General features: G+C 71.3%; 12 protein-coding genes. 3 read left to right on the forward strand and 9 right to left on the reverse strand.

Annotation, left to right across the window (positions count from 1 at the left end; all coding sequences use genetic code 11):
• Window positions 1-107: 107 nt before the first annotated feature.
• The gene (locus ACZ5WE_RS25320) at window positions 108-1,016 is read right to left on the reverse strand and encodes a TauD/TfdA dioxygenase family protein (RefSeq protein WP_467692667.1); all 909 of its coding nucleotides are present in this window, start codon (window positions 1,014-1,016) and stop codon (window positions 108-110) included.
• A 320-nt stretch (window positions 1,017-1,336) separates the two neighbouring features.
• Here ACZ5WE_RS25320 and ACZ5WE_RS25325 point away from each other — a divergent pair, with 320 nt between their 5' ends.
• Window positions 1,337-2,143, forward strand: coding sequence for a response regulator transcription factor (locus tag ACZ5WE_RS25325; protein ID WP_467692665.1), 807 nt, complete (start codon window positions 1,337-1,339; stop codon window positions 2,141-2,143).
• 18 nt (window positions 2,144-2,161) lie between these two features.
• The gene (locus tag ACZ5WE_RS25330; protein WP_467692663.1) at window positions 2,162-2,890 is read left to right on the forward strand and encodes a sensor histidine kinase; all 729 of its coding nucleotides are present in this window, start codon (window positions 2,162-2,164) and stop codon (window positions 2,888-2,890) included.
• A gap of 13 nt (window positions 2,891-2,903) precedes the next feature.
• Here the strand turns inward: ACZ5WE_RS25330 and ACZ5WE_RS25335 are convergent, their stop codons facing one another.
• From ACZ5WE_RS25335 to ACZ5WE_RS25365, 7 genes are read right to left on the reverse strand one after another with little or no spacing between them, the layout of a single operon-like run.
• Window positions 2,904-4,403: a GMC family oxidoreductase N-terminal domain-containing protein gene (locus ACZ5WE_RS25335; protein ID WP_467692661.1), complete on the reverse strand. Its 1,500-nt coding sequence runs from the start codon at window positions 4,401-4,403 to the stop codon at window positions 2,904-2,906.
• Window positions 4,360-4,791 (reverse strand): hypothetical protein, encoded by a 432-nt coding sequence (locus ACZ5WE_RS25340; RefSeq protein ID WP_467692659.1) that lies wholly within the window; start codon window positions 4,789-4,791, stop codon window positions 4,360-4,362. Before ACZ5WE_RS25340 ends, ACZ5WE_RS25335 begins: the two co-directional genes overlap by 44 nt.
• Window positions 4,791-6,224 (reverse strand): aspartate aminotransferase family protein, encoded by a 1,434-nt coding sequence (locus tag ACZ5WE_RS25345; RefSeq protein ID WP_467692657.1) that lies wholly within the window; start codon window positions 6,222-6,224, stop codon window positions 4,791-4,793. The genes ACZ5WE_RS25340 and ACZ5WE_RS25345 overlap by 1 nt, the downstream gene beginning before the upstream one ends.
• Window positions 6,217-7,626 carry an NAD(P)/FAD-dependent oxidoreductase gene (locus ACZ5WE_RS25350; RefSeq protein WP_467692655.1) on the reverse strand — a complete coding sequence of 470 codons (1,410 nt, stop codon included), beginning with the start codon at window positions 7,624-7,626 and terminating at the stop codon, window positions 6,217-6,219. The genes ACZ5WE_RS25345 and ACZ5WE_RS25350 overlap by 8 nt, the downstream gene beginning before the upstream one ends.
• Window positions 7,623-8,612, reverse strand: coding sequence for a glycosyltransferase family 2 protein (locus ACZ5WE_RS25355; RefSeq protein ID WP_467692653.1), 990 nt, complete (start codon window positions 8,610-8,612; stop codon window positions 7,623-7,625). The genes ACZ5WE_RS25350 and ACZ5WE_RS25355 overlap by 4 nt, the downstream gene beginning before the upstream one ends.
• Window positions 8,613-8,629: 17 nt before the next feature.
• The gene (locus tag ACZ5WE_RS25360; protein WP_467692651.1) at window positions 8,630-9,391 is read right to left on the reverse strand and encodes a thioesterase II family protein; all 762 of its coding nucleotides are present in this window, start codon (window positions 9,389-9,391) and stop codon (window positions 8,630-8,632) included.
• Window positions 9,388-11,253 carry a non-ribosomal peptide synthetase gene (locus ACZ5WE_RS25365; protein WP_467692649.1) on the reverse strand — a complete coding sequence of 622 codons (1,866 nt, stop codon included), beginning with the start codon at window positions 11,251-11,253 and terminating at the stop codon, window positions 9,388-9,390. The genes ACZ5WE_RS25360 and ACZ5WE_RS25365 overlap by 4 nt, the downstream gene beginning before the upstream one ends.
• A gap of 361 nt (window positions 11,254-11,614) precedes the next feature.
• Between ACZ5WE_RS25365 and ACZ5WE_RS25370 the strand changes: the two genes are divergently transcribed.
• Entirely contained in the window at window positions 11,615-13,609 is a 1,995-nt protein-coding gene (locus ACZ5WE_RS25370; protein WP_467692647.1) for an alpha/beta hydrolase family protein, read from the forward strand.
• Window positions 13,610-13,634: 25 nt separating this feature from the next.
• Here ACZ5WE_RS25370 and ACZ5WE_RS25375 read toward each other — a convergent pair whose 3' ends face one another.
• Window positions 13,635-16,622, reverse strand: a complete 2,988-nt coding sequence (locus ACZ5WE_RS25375) for a type I polyketide synthase (protein ID WP_467692645.1) — start codon at window positions 16,620-16,622, stop codon at window positions 13,635-13,637.
• Window positions 16,623-16,682 lie beyond the last annotated feature (60 nt).

A 16,682-nucleotide genomic window follows, 5' to 3' on the forward strand; every position in this document is an offset into this window, starting at 1 on the left:
CTTCTTCCGTTCTCGCTGAGAGGCGTGGTCTTCTCCACGGGGGCGGGAAAAAAGAGGGGGCCCCCCCCCCCCCCCCCCCCCGCCACCTTCTTCGTGGTCCGCTCGACTCAGGCGACGTCGGTGCTGTACGCCGACGTGTCCCCGGACAAGGGCACGCCCGGCCGCCCGTCGACCCCCACGGGGACGCCTCCGGCGACGGTGACGCGCTCGGCGCGGCGGTGCGCCGAGCCGTAGTCGAACACGGCGTAGTGCTGAGTCGCCTGGTTGTCCCAGATAGCCAGGTCACCCTCGCGCCACTGCCAGCGCACGGTGTGCTCCGGCCTGGTGACGTACTCCTGGAGCGCCCTGATCAGGTCACGACCCGTCTGAGGTGCATAACCCACGACGCGGCGGGCGAAGCCGCCGAGCAGCAGCGACCGCTCCTGGGTGTCCGGGTGCACGCGGACCGCGGGGTGCTCCGTCTCGAAGGCCCGAGCCACATAGTCCTCCTGGTCGCCCTGGGCCAGACGGTGGGCGTAGGTGTCGTCGGTGTAGTCGCTGTCGTTGCTGTGCACGATGCGCAACCGGTCGGCCAGGGCGCGCAGTTCCTCGGGCAGGCTCGCGTAGGCAGCCGCGGTGTTGGCCCAGAGGGTGTCGCCACCGACCGGCGGTATGACCTTGGCGTGCAGCAACGCGTAGGCGGGCGGGCGATCGATGAAGGTGAGGTCGGTGTGCCAGTGGTTGGCGCGTGTGCCCTGTCGCGAGTCAATCTCGCGCAGGTGGGGCCGACCGTCGGGCGCGTCATAGATCGGGTGGCCGAGCGTCGGCGGGCCGAGCCGCTCGGCGAAGGCGACCTGTTGACCGTAGTCGAGGATCTGTCCCCTCAGGAACACCACCTTGTGGTCGTGCAGCGTCTGGCGAACCCGGGCCACGATCTCGTCCGGAAGCGGACCGCTGGTGTCCACTCCGCTGATCTCGGCACCGACGTTGCCCGTCAGGGGCCTGATTCGGACATCGAACTCAAGCAGACTTGTCATGGTGCTTACCTTTCTGGGACGGCGACCTTCCAAGGTTGCCTCGTTTGCCAATAATTGGCAACACAAGGCAAGCCAATGAACTCGCGAACCTCGGCGAGCTCTGGGCGGCACTGCACGGGGTTCGAGCCGGACTCCACCCTGGTACGCGTCCCTACCCCGAAAGAGACATCTCCGCCTGCCACTTGGGGCAACGCCCTGCCCCCGCCCGTTGAAGATCCGGAACTACTGTTGCTACACATGAGAAAAGAAAACCGTTCGGCAAGTACGGAACAGGCAAATCCAGCCGTCTCCACAGAGCCCCGACGAAAGGCACCGGACCGATGAACGTTCTGATCGTCGAGGACGACGACGGGGTCGCCGAGGCGCTGCAGCAGACCCTCCGGGCGCACGGTCACCACACTCACCGGGTCAGCGCCGGGACCGATGCCCTTGGCCGGCTCGGCGAGGCGGAGCTGGTCCTGCTCGACCTCGGTCTGCCCGACCTGGAAGGACAGGAGGTGTGCCGGCGTATACGCGAGCGCTCCTGCATTCCGGTGATCGCGGTCAGCGGACGCACGGAAGAACTGGAGCGGGTGATGGCGTTGCACATGGGCGCGGACGACTTCATGGTCAAGCCGGTGGGTCGGCACGAACTGATCGCCCGTATCCAGGCCGTCTCGCGGCGTGCCGCGGGCTGCCCATGGCACGCGCGGGGAGGGGCACCCGAAGCCGCGGCTCCGCCTGAAGCTCCCGCACCCGCTCCGGTACCCGCTTCGGCGCAGGGGCCCGCGGTCGCCGCCGTACCGAGGCAGCGGACCGAGAAGTCGGATGGACAGCCGGAGGGGCAGCTGCACGCCGGCCCCCTGCGGCTCGATCCCCGCACACGCAAGGTGTTCCTGGGCAACGCAGAAGTGCGTGCCACCCGCAAGGAGTTCGACCTGCTCGCGATGCTCATGGAGGAGCCCGGCACGGTGCTGGAACGCCAGCACATCATGGCCCGGGTGTGGGACGAGAACTGGTTCGGCTCCACCCGCACCCTCGACGTCCACGTGGGCTCGCTGCGCACCAAGCTCGGAAGCACGGCGTGGATCGAGAACATTCGCGGTGTCGGCTACCGGTTGACGGTGCCGAGCGCCGTGCACGCCTGAACCAGGAGGTGCCCAGCAGTGACCACCAGCGTGCACAGCGCCCCCCTCTCCCCCCGCCCACTCCCGTCGTTGCCCCAGGAGGGCGCCACGGTCGTTGCCGCGGCCGCCGCCCATCAGGTGCGCGGCCCGCTCTCCTCCGTACGACTGCGTCTCGAACTGCTCCAGGACCGCTTTCTCCAGGCCGCGGACGACATCGCGCGCCGAGAGGTCCGCGGCATCCTGCACGAGGTGGACCGGCTCTCCCACGTCCTTGAACAGGTTCTGGCCTGGGGGACGATCGACCATGGCGCCGCCTCGACCGAGACGGTCGACACGCTCGGGGTCGCGGCCTCCCGGGTCGATGTCTGGTCGGTTCCGGCCGGGGCGCTCGGTGTGCAGATCGGCCTGGACGGCGTGGCCTGCACGGCGTGGCAGGTGGGCGGAGCGCTGGAGCAGGCGCTCGACGTCCTCCTGGACAACGCGTTGCACGTCTCCGTCCCCGGCGGCACTGTCCAGGTGGTCGTGCGCGAGGCCGACGGGACGGTGCGCGTCGAGGTGGCCGATCAAGGCCCTGGGATGACGCAGACGGAGATCGCCCGCGCCTGCGAGCCGTTCTGGCGCGGCGCGGCCGGCCTCGGCCGCGAGGGCACGGGCTTGGGGCTGACGATCGCCGCCGCCCTGCTCACGGCGTCGGGCGGCGGCCTCGAACTGGGGCGGGATGTCGACGGCGGGTTGCGAGCGGTCGCGGTGCTGCCGGCGACGGACTGACTGACCCGCTCGCTCAACCCTGCGTGTTCCATGCCTCGTTGAACCGGTCGGTGATTTCGTGGGCGAAGGCCATGATCGTTCCTTGGGGGCTGATGCCGGTCGCGCCCGGAAGCACACTCGCGTCACAGATCCGAAGGCCCTCGAAGCCGTGCGGCGCACCCCTCCCGTCGCACACCCCGCCCCGCTCCACCCGGCCCATCCTGGCCGAGGCCATGCCATGGACCGACACCAGTTCCCAGTCGCGGGGCTGTACCTGACGGCAGAAAGCCTCGGCCTGCCCGACAGTGCGCAAGAACGGCGCGGTGGACACCGGCGGGACCACCTCCACGGCGCCCGCGGCGAACAGCAGTCGGACACTGTCGAGGAAGGAGTCACGCAGCACCGCATGGTCCACGGCGGTCATGTCGTGCCGGGCGAGCACTCCCCCACCCGGCACGGCCCGGACCGACGCGGCGCCGTGCAGGCGCACCTGGGTGGTGTAGACGCCCAGCCGGTCATAGTCCGCCAGGAGGCGTTCGAGGTCGGCGGCGGGGCGGTTGGCCAGAGCCGCGGCCAAGGTGCCGCGGGAAACGTTGGAGGGCATCATCAGTACGCCCCGGTCACCGAACTCGTGCAGCTGTGCGGTGAAGATGGTGCCCTGCTCCGCCCTCACCTCGTGCGGGAAGCGCGCGATGGTGCGCAGGTTGACGTGGAGGGCCAACTCCCTTCCCGCTCGGGCTGGTTGGATTCCGCTGCGCTGCAGAAGGGCCGGAGTACCAAGGGGCCCGGCCGCGAGGAACACCGCATCGGCACGGTGCACGGTGCGCGCTCCGTCCGGCCCGACCGCAAGGACACCGCGCACCCGGTGCGCCCGGTGCAGAATCCGCAGCACCCGGGTGTCGGGCACGATGCGCGCGCCGAGTGCCTGAGCCTGGGGGAGGTAGCTGAGGGCCATGCTCTGCTTGGCGCCGCTCGGGCAGCCCGTCGTGCAGCGATTGCGATACACACAGCCCCGTACCGCCCGCCGGGCAGGCTGCCAACGCCAGCCAAGCGCCTCGGCGCCGGCGACCAGCAGCCGGGAGTCGCGATTGTCGTCGGCGCCGCCATGGGCCTGGGTGTGCACGTGGAGCCGGGCGCTCACCACCCGCAGGTGGTGCGCCAGATCCGCCGCGCGGTAGCCGTCGAGGCCGGCCTGAGCCGCCCATCGTGCCAGGAGCCCGGGGGACGGATCCCACAGCAGGCCCCCGTTGACGACGGTGGTGCCGCCGACCGCGCGCCCTTCCCCGTAGGCGAGGGTGGGTGTCCCGAAGACCGGGGTCAGTCCACCGTTGCGATACAGAGTGCGCATGTTGTGCGCGGGGTCGGCGCCGAGGCGGGCGGCATCGACCCGCGGCCCTTCTTCCAGGACCGTCACCTGCCGTCCCGCGGCGGCGAGTTCCCGCGCCGCCACGCTGCCGCCCGCGCCCGAGCCGACGACGAGCACCTCGGCGTCAGGGGCGCGGTGCGGAGAGCGGAAGAAGCGTGTGGTGTTCATCCGGTGTCCTTGGCGTCGTGGCGCCCCCGGCGGCGCGGGGGCTGCCGTCAAGGGCTCCTATCAGGGCGAGCGCGGTACTGGAGCGCACCACGTCGGCGAAGCCGGGCAGCGCGGCGAGCGCCCGCATGCCGCGGCGGCCCTGGTCGCGGGACGCGGTGCGCAACGAGTGCCCGGCACAGACCAGGCGGTAGGCCAGCGGCAGGGCGCACAGAGCAGCCGCGTATCCAGCGCGGTAGGGCCCGGGTAGCGCGCGCAGGGTGCCGAGCACATGCGCCTCGGCCGATGCCCGTGCGGCAGCATCGTGCAGGCAGACCGGGTACTGGGTGAGCCAGTAGGTCCGCACGCCGCTGAAGTGCAGCGCTGCGCGCAGCGCGCGTTCGCCGGCCATCAGTGGGCCGCCCCGGCCGCCGTCGCCTTCTCCCGTACGAATTGGGCGAGCAGGCGTGTCGCACCGCGGCCCAGCACTTCGTCGAGGGCGTCCAGAAAGAGCCTGGCCTCGTCCGGGCCTGCCACCAACGGTGGGGAGGCGATCAGCGCGATGTCCCGGTTGGAGCCGAAGAACGTGAGGATGCCGTGGTCGCGATAGAGCGCGGCGATCACCGCGCCGGTGAGCAGCTTGGCGAACAGCTGGGGGTCCTTGCCCAGCCTCCCCGGCACCAGCCGGCGTAAGGATGGCGGGATGTGGAGCCCCTGGCGCAGATACAGGCCGTGCAACGCGCCGAGTCCCGCCGTCGAGGCCACCAGGGCCCGATGGCGGCCGGCCAGCTCGGCAAGGCCTGGCCCGAGGATCTCGCCGAGCGCACGGGCCCGCCCGGGAAAGTCCTCTTCGACGGCGACCGCTACCGCCTCCAGGGCCGTCGCCGTCTCCTCGCCGAACCCGTAGTACGTGGTGCTGTGCAAGGTGGCGTCGCCCAAGTTGTCGTACGCCGCCCGGAAGACGGGCTCCCGGGCGACGTACCCGGAGATGGAGGACTTACCGCCACCGAAGGACTTCGAGGTCGTCACGACATCGGGGACGAGACCAGGGTGGCGCATGAAGTGGAACAACTCTCCGGTCTTGCCCCAGCCGGTGTACACCTCGTCGAAGACCAGCAGGATGTCCCGTTCGGTGCACAAGCGCCGCACTTCTCGCAGGAACGCGCCGGAGCACTCGCGCAGGCTGGAGGCGCTGAACGGCTCGATGACCACCGCGTAGACATCGCTGTGCCCGCGGTCGTCGGTGTGCCGCTCCAGCGCGAGGCAGAAGGACTCGAGGTCGCCGTAGGCGAATGAGTCGGTGCCCGGCAGCCGGGGATACGCGAAGTGGATCTCCGGGGACGCGGTGAGGGAGCCCGCGCCCAGCAGCTTGCCGTGGAAGGCGATGTCGGTGTGCAGCACGGTGCCGCGACGGCCCGCGTGGTACTTGTAGGCGAGCTTGATGGCGCCTTCCACCGCCTCCGCACCGGAGTTGGGGAAGTAGGAGATGTCCAGATCGCCCGGGAGCAGCGCGGCAAGGTTGTGGCTGAGCGCGGCGACGTACGGCGACAGGTAGTTCTTGTGGACCTCCATGCGGCGTCGTTCGCGGAAGCGGTCGCGGGCCTTGAGGATGCGCGGGTGGTTGTGGCCATGGTTGAGGACACCCACGCCGCCGGTGAAGTCCAGGATGCGGCGCCCGTCGCGCAGTTGTATCCAGGCGCCCTCGGCGCTCTCGACCAGGTCGCGGCCGAAGCCGAAGGTGGCGAGCAGCGAGACCTGGCTGCGGCTGACGTATGTGTCGTAGAGGTCGTGGACCTGGTCGATTCCCAGACGCTCGGCCTGGTCCAGAGTGAGCAGCTCAGGCATGGCGGGCCTCCTGTTCCGTCGGCGTGGACGGTCGGCTCCGGGCGGCGGTGCGCAGTCGGTCGGCGATGAACCGGGCGGCCGTGCGGCCCTCGCGCACGGCGTAGTTGGTGCCGCGGTCCTGCGGGAAGACCTGCCCCATGCTCGCCAGATGGAGGCCGTCCACCGCGGTCCGGGCCGGCGGCATGGCGCGGCTGTAGTCCGGAGTGATCACGGGCTGGGCGTACTCGGCACGCCAGACGTGGTGGGCGTCGACCCAGTCGCGGCCGAAGCCGGGGAACATCCTGCGCAGGTGCGGCAAGCTGTACTCGAAGACCTCCTCGTCGCTCATCCGGTACAACTCGGCTTCCGGCGGAAGGTACTTGGACAGGTAGACGAGGTGTGCTCCCCCGTAGCGCCCAGGGCTGTCCAGGTTGGTGTGCTCGATGACGCCGACGTACGGGAACGACGGGTCGTTGACGTTCAGCCAGTAGGTGTCGGAGAGCCTGCGGTTGTTCTCCAGAACGAGGCACACGTTGGCCAGGTACCGGATGCCTCGCAGCTGCCGTACGAGGGAGGGCACGGCGGGGTGCGGCCGTGCGCCGGCGTCCGGTTCCAGGAGGCGGGCGGCCAGCGCGGGGGCGACGGTGAGCAGCACCTGGTCCGCGCCGATCTGCTCGCCCTCATCGGTGCGCACACCGGTGACGCGGACGCCGTCCGTGGTCACGCGCTCGGCCGCGGTGCCGGTGCGGATGTCGGCCCCCAGGGCCGTCAGGCGCTCGCGCATCGCCGCGATCAGCGTCTCGCTGCCACCGCGCAGGTAGTACAGCGTTTCGCTGCCCGACTTGGTGCGACTGCCGCCGCGCAGATGGAGTTTGGTCCACATCCAGGTAGCACCGACCTGATCGGCGTACCGGCCGAACTTGCCCTCCAGCAGAGGGCGCCACACGACGTCGTACACCTGGCGGCCGCCGAGCGAGATCAGCCACTCCTTCGCGGTGCGTCCCTCCAGCTCCCGCCAGTTCTTCACCCGCCGGGCGCGCAGCGCGAGGACGCCGAGCCGCAGCCGCGCCAGGGGCGGCAGCGGGGTGAAGCGCAGCAGGTCCAGAGGGCTGGAGAGACGGTGGATGGTGTTGGCGTAGTACATGCCGGTGCGGGTGAGATGCGCCTCCAGCGCGTCGGCGACACCGAGCCGTTCGCACAGGTCGAGGATGTCCCGGTCCGAGGCGAACCAGTGATGATAGAAGCGCTCGACGCGCCGGCCGTCGCCTACGTCGAAGCTGCCGGCCAGCCCACCGAGCTCCGCCTCACTCTCCAGAAGTGTCACCAGGTGGCCGAGCTCGGCCAGTTCCAGGGCGGCGGCGAGCCCGGTGAAGCCCCCTCCCACCACGACGACGTCCGTGCTGGTCGCGCTCCGCGAAGTCATGCGCACTCCCTGACGCGGCCGGAGCCGGGTTGTGGCGCCGGACCGGCGAGCGGTTCGAGACGCTCCAGGACGACGTAAGGGGGGCGGGCCTGTACCTGTCGGAGGATGCCGAGGAGGTACTCGCCGAGTATCCCGCAGGCCAGGGACTGCGCCCCGAACGCGCCGAGTGCGGCCGTGCGCCCGGTGCGGGGGCGGATGAGTCCCAGGCCGAGGCCTGCGGCGAGCGCCGCAGCTCCCAGATATGTGGGGATGCGCAGCGGCAGGCCACACGAAGAGGTGAGGATCCCGCTGCGGGAGAGCATCAGCATCTTGCGCAGGGTGTACTTGGATTCACCCACGGCGCGTGGGGCCCGCTCGTAGGTGACGGTCGTCTCGGGGAAGCCGGTCCAGCTGATCGCGCCGCGCAGGAACAGCTCCCGCTCGTCCAACCGCGTCACGAGGTCGACGACCGCCCGGTCGAGGAGTCGAAAGTCCCCCGTGTCGAGTGCAAGGGGCTGGTCGGCCATGCGGGACAGGGTCCGGTAGTAGGCGTGGGCCATGAGCCTTTTCAGCACTGTCTCGCCGTGCCGTGCGATGCGCCTGGCGGAGACGATGTGCCAGCCCTCGGACCAGCGGTCGACCATCCGCGGAATGAGCTCGGGCGGGTCCTGCAGGTCCGCGTCGATCAGGACGACGGCGTCACCCGACGCCTCGGTGAGGCCGGCCAGACAGGCAGCCTGGTGCCCGAAGTTGCGGCTCAGGCGCACGGCACGGACGGGGCCGGAGGCTGCGTACGGTGGTGGGTCGACGGCGAGCTTCTCGATCCGGGCCCAGGTGCGGTCGGTGCTGCCGTCGTCGACGTAGATGATTTCGTGCGGCAGGGCGGTCAGGGCGCGCGTGAGACGGCGGTGCGTCTGCTCGAGTATCAACTCCTCGTTGTAGCAGGGGATGACGACGGTGATGAGACGGGAGCGGGGCGGGGCACTGCTCCGCTGCTGGTACACCATGGGAATCTCCCTCTGTGTCACAGGGTCAGCAGCAATTCGAAGGGCGGGTCGGCCACCAGGTAGAAGTGGTCGCCGGGAACATTCAGTTCGCGGTGCGGGCCGGTGGTCAGCCGACGCCAGGGGCGGCAGTCCGCGTCGGCGTCGATGTCTCCGAAGATCGTGGTCACGGGGCACCGCAGGGCCGGGTCCGACGCACGAGGCCGGTAGCCGTGGAAGAGGGCGCCGTCGGCGCGCACATAAGGCAGGACCAGTTCCTGGAACTCGGGATCGGCGGCGAGCTCGGAGTCGGTGCCGCCAAGGGCGAGCAGGCGGGCGACCACCGCGGCGTCGTCCGCCGGAGCTTCGCCGACATCCTGCGGGTAGGGAGCGTCCCGTGAGCCGGAGGCGATCAGATGCGCCGGCCGGATGCCCCGGCTCTCCAGCCGCCGGGCGGTCTCCAGGGCCACGGCCGCGCCCATGCTGTGCCCGAACAGGAGCAGCGGACGGTCGGCCAGCTGCTCCACGACGTCGGCGATGTCGCGGGCGAGCTCCCGCAGATCCGTGGCAGGCGACTCGTCAATGCGTTCGGCTCGGCCCGGGTACCGCACGGAGTGGACCTCTGTGCCGGGCAGTTGTCGTCCCCAGTCCCGGAAGAAGGCGGCGGATCCGCCGGCGTGCGGGAAGCAGACGAGGCGGCGCTCGGGGTCGGGCAGGGGAGTCGGGCAGTGCAGCCAGCGCGCCCGCGCGGTGCGCGGTGCGCGGCCGGCCCGCGAGATGGCGGCGAGGTCGGTGGGGATCACTTTCCGGGCTCCTGTTCTGCGCGGCGTCGGGCGCGCAGGGTGCGTGCCCGACGGGCCGCCTCGCGGTGGGTGTCGGCGGCCTCGTGGGAGCCGGCGCCTGCGCCTTGCACCAAGGCGGCCTGGGCCGCGACCGTGGTGTGCCGGAAGAGCTGGACCATCGGCGGGCGGGTGCCGGTGTGCCGTTCCAGTGCGTCTTGGAGCTGGAACACGGCGAGCGAATGACCGCCCAGGTCGAAGAAGTTGACATCCGGCGGCACGTCGATGATCTTGAGAACCTCGGCCCAGGCGGCCGCCACGGGGGCGATGCCGCCTCCCGGCCCGGGCTGAGCGACGGCTGGTACCCGGGCAGGTTGCTGCGCGTCGGCACAGGCCAGCAGAGCCGCCCTGTCGGCCTTGCCGTTGATGGTCCGCGGCAGATCGTCGAGCACGATGATCCGGGTCGGGACCATGATGCTCGGCACCAGCTGCTGCATCTGCTTCCGAAGGTCCTCGGCGGCCGGCGCGGCGGGGGCGGCGGGGGCGGCCACGAAGCCGGTGAGCGCGGTGCCCTGCGGGTCGGCCACCGCCACGGCCTCGTTCACCCCTGGCAGGGCCCCCAGAACCGCTTCCACGGCGGCTAGTTCGACCCGGTGACCCCGAATCTTGACCTGGTGGTCCCGGCGGCCGAGGAAAGTGAGAGTGCCGTCGTCGTTCCAGCGGACCAGGTCTCCGGTGCGGTACATCCGGGCTCCGGGCTCCGTGGTGAAGGGGTCCTCGAGGAAGGACCGGGCGGTGGCCTCGGGCCTGCCCAGGTAGCCGGCGCTCACCCCGGCCCCACCGACGAACAGCTCACCCTCGACGCCGGGCGGCAGGAGGCGCAACTGTTCGTCGAGCACGTACAACTGCGCCCCGGGCGTCGGCCCGCCGATGGAGACCGGCCCCGGCGCGGCGTATCGGCGATAGCTCGCCCACACGGTCGCCTCCGTCGGCCCGTACTCGTTGACCAGGAACGCCTTGTCCGGCCGCAGGGCGAAATGACGGCGCATCAACTCGGCGGGGAGCGCCTCACCCGCAGTGATCACGGTGTCCAGCGTGCGCAGCAGCTCCAGACCTTGTCGCTCCGCGGCATCGAGCAGCACCGCGTACAGCGAGGGAACACAGAGCAGATGCGTCACCTGATGGCGGTCGATGAGGTCGATGAGCCGTTCGGGGTCACGGACCTCGTCGGCGGTGGCCACGACCAACTGCCCGCCGGCCGTGAGCGTGCCCCACAGGCCGGCGACCGAGGAATCGAAGACGAGCGGCGAGACGAGCAGGAACACCGGCACACCCGGATAGACCGTCCGCCGCGCAAGGGTCGAGGCGGCCAGCTGGCGGTGGCCGATCTCCACGCCCTTGGGTTCGCCGGTGCTGCCGGATGTGTAGATCAGATACGCCGGGTCGTCGGGGCCCACGGGCAGGGGCGCACGGACCCCGCCGGCATCGTCGGCTTCACCTTCCGCGCCGGGATCCTTGTGGTCCTCGGCGCACACCACCGGCAGGTGCAGCGGGGCGAGACGGCTCGCGGTGGCGGCGCCGGCCACCACCGCGGCGGCTCGCACGTCGTCCAGCACCCGGGCCACGTGCTGGTCGGGGTGCCCCGGGTCCAGGGGAACATAAGCGGCACCGGACTTCAGCACCCCGAGCACCGCGGCGACCATCGCCGTGGAGGGTTGCGTGAGGACGCCGACGCGGCAGCCCCGGCCCACCCCCGCCTCGGTCAGGCGTGCTGCTATTCGCCCGGCCCAGGCATCCAGTGCCCGGTAGCTGGTGGCGTCGGTGGCGCAACTCACCGCTGTGGCATCGGGTTTCAGGTGGGCGAAGCGTGCCGCAAGCTCGTGCACCGGTGCCGGCTCCTCACGTGGAAGGGGCGCACCCCGACCGAATGCGCGCACCTGACCCAACGAGCCTTTCGCATCCAGCTGTCGGCCTTGCTCCGTGTCTGCGGCCAGTGATGTCGTCATCGGTTACTCCTCTGCTGGGCAAGGCGCCACAGGGGCGGGCAAGCGGCGCCGGGACTAGGGCTGCGCACCGTCGGGGTCGATGGCGTCATGCGCGGGGCGCGGGTGCCGGTGCGAGCCTGACGTTCCCCCGCAGCCGATCCCACCTGACAAAGCATTAGGCAACTATTGGACAATAGCTTGCCAGCTGTGGCACTAATTAGGCAACCTCACATCTGGACGTGTATCAACAGGGAGGCAGAACGTGACTACAGCCCCTTACGGCACTTGGACCTCGCCCATCACCGCACACGCTGCGGCGGCGGGCGAGGCGCTGGTCGAATGGCTCGGCTTTGTCGGTGACCAGGTGTGGTGGACCGAGACCAGACCATCCGAGGGTGGGCGCAGTGCCCTGGTCGCGCATGCTCCCGACGGCACCGTGTCCGAGGTCCTCGGAGCCGGGTGGAACGTGCGGTCCCGGGTCATCGAGTACGGCGCCCGGCCCTGGCTCGCCCTCGGCCCGACCTCCGACGCCGGATTCGTCTTCACGCACTGGGACGACCAGCGGGTCTACCGGGCGGCGCCCGGCGCCGAGCCCGTGCCGCTGAGCCCCACGGGAGAGCTGCCCGCCGGAGCCCGCCACGGCGACTTCGCCCGGGTGGGAGACGAGGTCTGGTGTCTGCGCGAGAACGCCCTGGACACAGCGGGCACCGACGTGCGCCGGGAACTGGTCGCGCTGCCCCTGGACGGGAGCGCGGCCAACGACCCGGCGGCCGTTCGGGTGTTGGCCGCCAGCCACCATCTGATGACAGGGCCAAGGCTCTCGCCCGATGGGCAGCAGGTTGCCTGGCTCGGCTGGGACCACCCGCACATGCCGTGGGACACCACGGAGTTGATGCGCGCCGCCGTGCGGCCGGACGGGACACTCGGTCCTGCGCACAGGGTGGCCGGCGGCCCGGGGGTCTCCGTCGGCCAGGTGGAGTGGGCGCCGGACCGGCCCGGGACGCTGTACATGCTGAGCGACCCGGACGGCTGGTGGAACATCCACGAGATCGGCCCGGACGGCGCCGCGCACGCGCTGTGCCCGCGTGCGGAGGAGTTCGGGGAGCCGTTGTGGCGCATCGGCGCCCGCTGGTTCCTTCCTCTGGACGACGGACGGCTGTGCGTGGTGCACGGCACGAGCGAGCGGCGCCTGGCCATCCTGGAACGCGGCGGCGCGCTCGTCGACATTCCGGCCGGCCCCTATACGGAGTGGGCAGCGCTGGCGACAGATGGCCGGCGGATCGCGGGGACGGCGGCGGGGCCGCGGCAGCGCTCGCGCGTCGTCCTGGTCGACCCTTCCCTGCCGCGGGCAAGCGGGCTCGCCGGCTCCCGGCTCGACGTCCTGCGCGGTGCGCACGGCGGTGGCGGGGCGGAGCACGCGGACTGGCTGCCGCAGGGGCGGCACGAGGTGTTCGAGGGCGCGGACGGACAGCCGGTCCACGCCTTCGTGTATCCCCCGCGCAATCCCGGCTTCACGGCGCCGGAGGGCGAGTTGCCGCCGTACCTGGTGCAGGTGCACGGCGGGCCGACCACGCGCAGTCGACTCGTGGTGAATCACGAGATCGCCTTCTTCACCAGTCGGGGCATCGGCGTCGTCGATGTCCAGTACGGCGGGTCCACCGGTTTCGGCCGGTCCTATCGGGAGCGGTTGCGCGGCAAGTGGGGCATCGTCGATGTGCAGGACTGCGTCGCCGTCACCCGAGGCCTGGTGGCGGCCGGGCTCGCCGACGCGGGACGCATCGGCATCCGTGGCGGCAGTGCCGGGGGCTGGACGGCGGCGGTGTCCCTCGTGACCGCGCCCGACGTGTACCGCGCCGCCGGCATCTACTACCCGCTCCTCGACCCCGAGGAATGGCGCGAGCGCGGCACGCACGACTTCGAGTCTCGCTATTTGGAGAGCCTGCTGGGCCCATGGCCGCAGTCGGCCGAGCGTTATGAGCAGGTCTCGCCACTGCGGCGGGCCGGGCATGTGCGGGCGCCGTTCGTCATCATGCAGGGTCTGGACGACGCCATCTGCCCGCCGGTCCAGGCGGAGCGCTTCCTCGACCGGCTGCGTGGCGGCTCGGTCCCGCACGCCTTCCTTACGTTTGCGGGCGAGGGGCACGGCTTTCGCAGGGCGGAGACCGTGGTGGCCTGCCTGCAGGCCGAACTATCCCTCTACGGGACGGCGTTCGGCTTTGATCCGCCCGGGGTGCCGCACCTGGAACTGTCCGCCTGAGCCGCCGGCCGCGGTGTCCTGGCCGTCAGCCGGCGGGAGCCCGCTCCCCTGCCACGAGGTCACGTATCAGGTCGGCCTGGCCCGCCAGGGTGCGTCCTGTCATCAGGACCCGGATCGGGACCTTGACGCCCAGTTCGCGGCCGAGTCTGCGAGCTAGGTGGGTCACCTGAAGGGAGTCTCCGCCGAGGTCGAAGAAGTCGGCATCCGCCGCGAGGGCGTCCTGCCCGAAAAGCTCCGTCCAGAGCCGGGTCAGTACCGCGGTCGGGTCGGGTTCGGCGGCAGGTGCCAGTGGTTGTGGATCAGCGGGGGCGGAGGGTGCGGCTTGGGCCGATGGCCGTGTGCGCTCCGTGCCCCGGTCGGCACTGCGCGCCTCGTCCTTCGGCAGCGCGGCCTCGGGGGCCAGCCAGGGCGGGCCCGCGAAGGGGTAGTGGGGCAGGTGCACGCGGCTGCCAGGGCCGCACAGTGTGCTCACGTCCAGCGGCTGGCCTCGGGTCCACAGCGCACCGAGGGCCAGCAGGACCTCCTCCTCGGGGCGCTCGTGGCGTGCCGGGTGAAGCGGAACGGACTCGAGACCCGCCGCCTGGGCCATCGCGGACAGGACGCGCCCGGGCCCGCACTCGACGACCAGCGCACCGGGAAACTGCTCGACGAGCGTCTCCATGACGTCGGCGAACCGCACGGTGCGCCGGGCCTGTTCGACGAAGAGCCCGGCCCTGGGCTCCGTGCCCGCGGGCATCAGGCCTCCGGTCACATGTGTGGCGAACGGCACCAACGGAGCGCGCAGGTCGATGTCGGCCAGGACCTCGGTGAGGCACGCCAGCGCGGGCTCGACGAGGGCGGTGTGAAAGGCACGGCTCGTGGGCAGGCGGCGCGCGAAGACCCGGTCTGCGAGACGGTGGGTGAACTCGTCCACCGCCCGGGTCGGGCCGGCCACCACGCAGCCTTCGGTGAAGTTCACGGCGGCCAGCTCCAGTTCGAGGCCGCTGACAGCGAGCAGTTCGCGCGCACGCGCCTCGGAGCAGCCGAGGGCGAGCATGGCGCCTTCGGGACACTGCTGCATGGCCTGCCCGCGGGCGGTCACCAGCCGGGCCGCGTCAGCGAGCGTGAACACCCCGGCGACACAGGCCGCCGTGATCTCGCCGAGGCTGTGCCCGGCCACTGCTGTCGGCGTGAGGCCCAGCCCGGTCAGCGCGGTGGCGCAGGCATACTCGAGGGCGAAAAGCGCAGGTTGGGCCAGCTCGGTCTCCTGGAGCTCCTGCACGGGAAAGCGCGGGTCGGTCAACGCTGTACGCAGCCGGCCGGACAGCGGTTGCGCGAAAGCCTCCAGGCACTCCTGCAGCGCGGCCGGGAACCCTGGCAGCGCCGCGATGAGGGGCAGGGCCATGCCCGGGTACTGCGTGCCCTGTCCCGGGAAGACGAACACCGCCGGGGCGGGCCCCTGCACGGGCCTGCTGCCCCTCGCCACGCCCGTGCCGTTGCTCAGCCGCCGGGCCACCTCCGCGGTGGTGCGTCCGGTGACCGCGAGCCGGGCGGGCAGCTGGGCCCGTCCGGCGACGAGCGTCGCGGCGATGTCCGGCAAGCCGGTTTCCAGACGGGACAGATGGATACCGATGCGTTCCGCGCTGCGGTCACGGGCCGCCTCGTCGGCGGCGGATACCAGGACCAGGCGTGCGGCTGCCCCGGGGGCGGGCCGCTCGGGCCGGGCTGGCGGCTGCTCGATCACCACATGAACATTGGTGCCCCCGATCCCGAAGGAGCTGACGCCCGCTCGCCGTGGCTCCGGACCGCTCCACGGGCTGCACTCGGTGGGCACGTACAGCGGTGAACCGTCGGTCTCCAGCAAGGGGTTGAGGCCGCCGAACCCGGCCACGGGGGGCACCGTCGCCTCCCTCACCACCAACAGCGCCTTGATCAGGGCGGCGACACCGGCCGCGTTGTCGAGATGGCCGACGTTCGCCTTCAGCGCACCCACGGCGACCTGCCCGGGCCGGGCCCCCGCGGCGCTGAGCGCGGCCGACGCCGCCGACCACTCGATGGGGTCACCGACAGGGGTTCCTGTTCCGTGCGTCTCCAGATAGCCGATCGTGTCGCCGGGAACGTCCGCCACGCTCAGCGCCGCCCGGATCACCGCTTGTTGACCCTCGACGGACGGGGCGTAGTAACCCGCTTTCGCCGCGCCGTCGTTGTTGATCGCCGTGCCGAGCACCACACCGTAGGGATCGCAGCCCTCTGCCACCGCGTCGTCGAGGCGGCGCAGCACCACGCAGGCCGCCCCGGCCCCGGCGACGACGCCGTCTGCGTGCTCGTCGAAGGGACGGCATCGGCCGGAAGGCGAGTGGATGCCGCCCGGTACGGCGAGGTGTCCGGCCTGCGGATAGGGGATTCCTGCCGCGACGACCAGAGCCTGGTCGCAGTCACCGTTCAGCAGCGCCTGCACGGCCAGATGCACCGCTACCAGCGACGAGGAACAGGCTGTCTGCACGGCGACGGCGGGCCCCGTGAGCCCCAGCTTGTACGAGATGAGGCTGGCCATGAAGTCCGGCTCGGTGCCGTGCACCGCGTCCTCCAGGGTCATCGGGTCCAGCTCCCCGCCGGCCACCATGGCCCGCATGTAGCCGCTGCCCGACGCGCTGGCGAAGACCGCCGTGGTCGGCGCCCCGGGCCCGCCGACGGGGGCGGACCCGGCATCCTCCAGCGCCGCCCAGGCAGCCTCCAGCATCAGCCGGTGCTGTGGGTCCATCATCTCGGCCTCGCGTGGGGCGACCCGGAACAGGACGTTGTCGAAGCGGTCGAAGCCGTCGAGATGACCGTGTACGGGCACGTACTCGGGGTCATCCAGGAGGGACTTGGGCACCCCGCGGGCCAGCAGGTCCGCCTTTTCGTAGCGGGTGGTGAGCACTTTCCCCTCCGTCAGGGCCGACCACCAGCGGGTCACGTCGTAGGAGCCGTCTCCGCCGGGGAATCGGCCGGACAAGCCGGTGACAGCGATGTCCAGGGAACGGTCACGGGCCATGGATCCACCTTCGGTCGGGCCTACCGGGCGTCAGACAGATGGGCGCAGAGGTTCACGCTC

Source organism: Streptomyces sp. NPDC033180 (assembly GCF_055577645.1).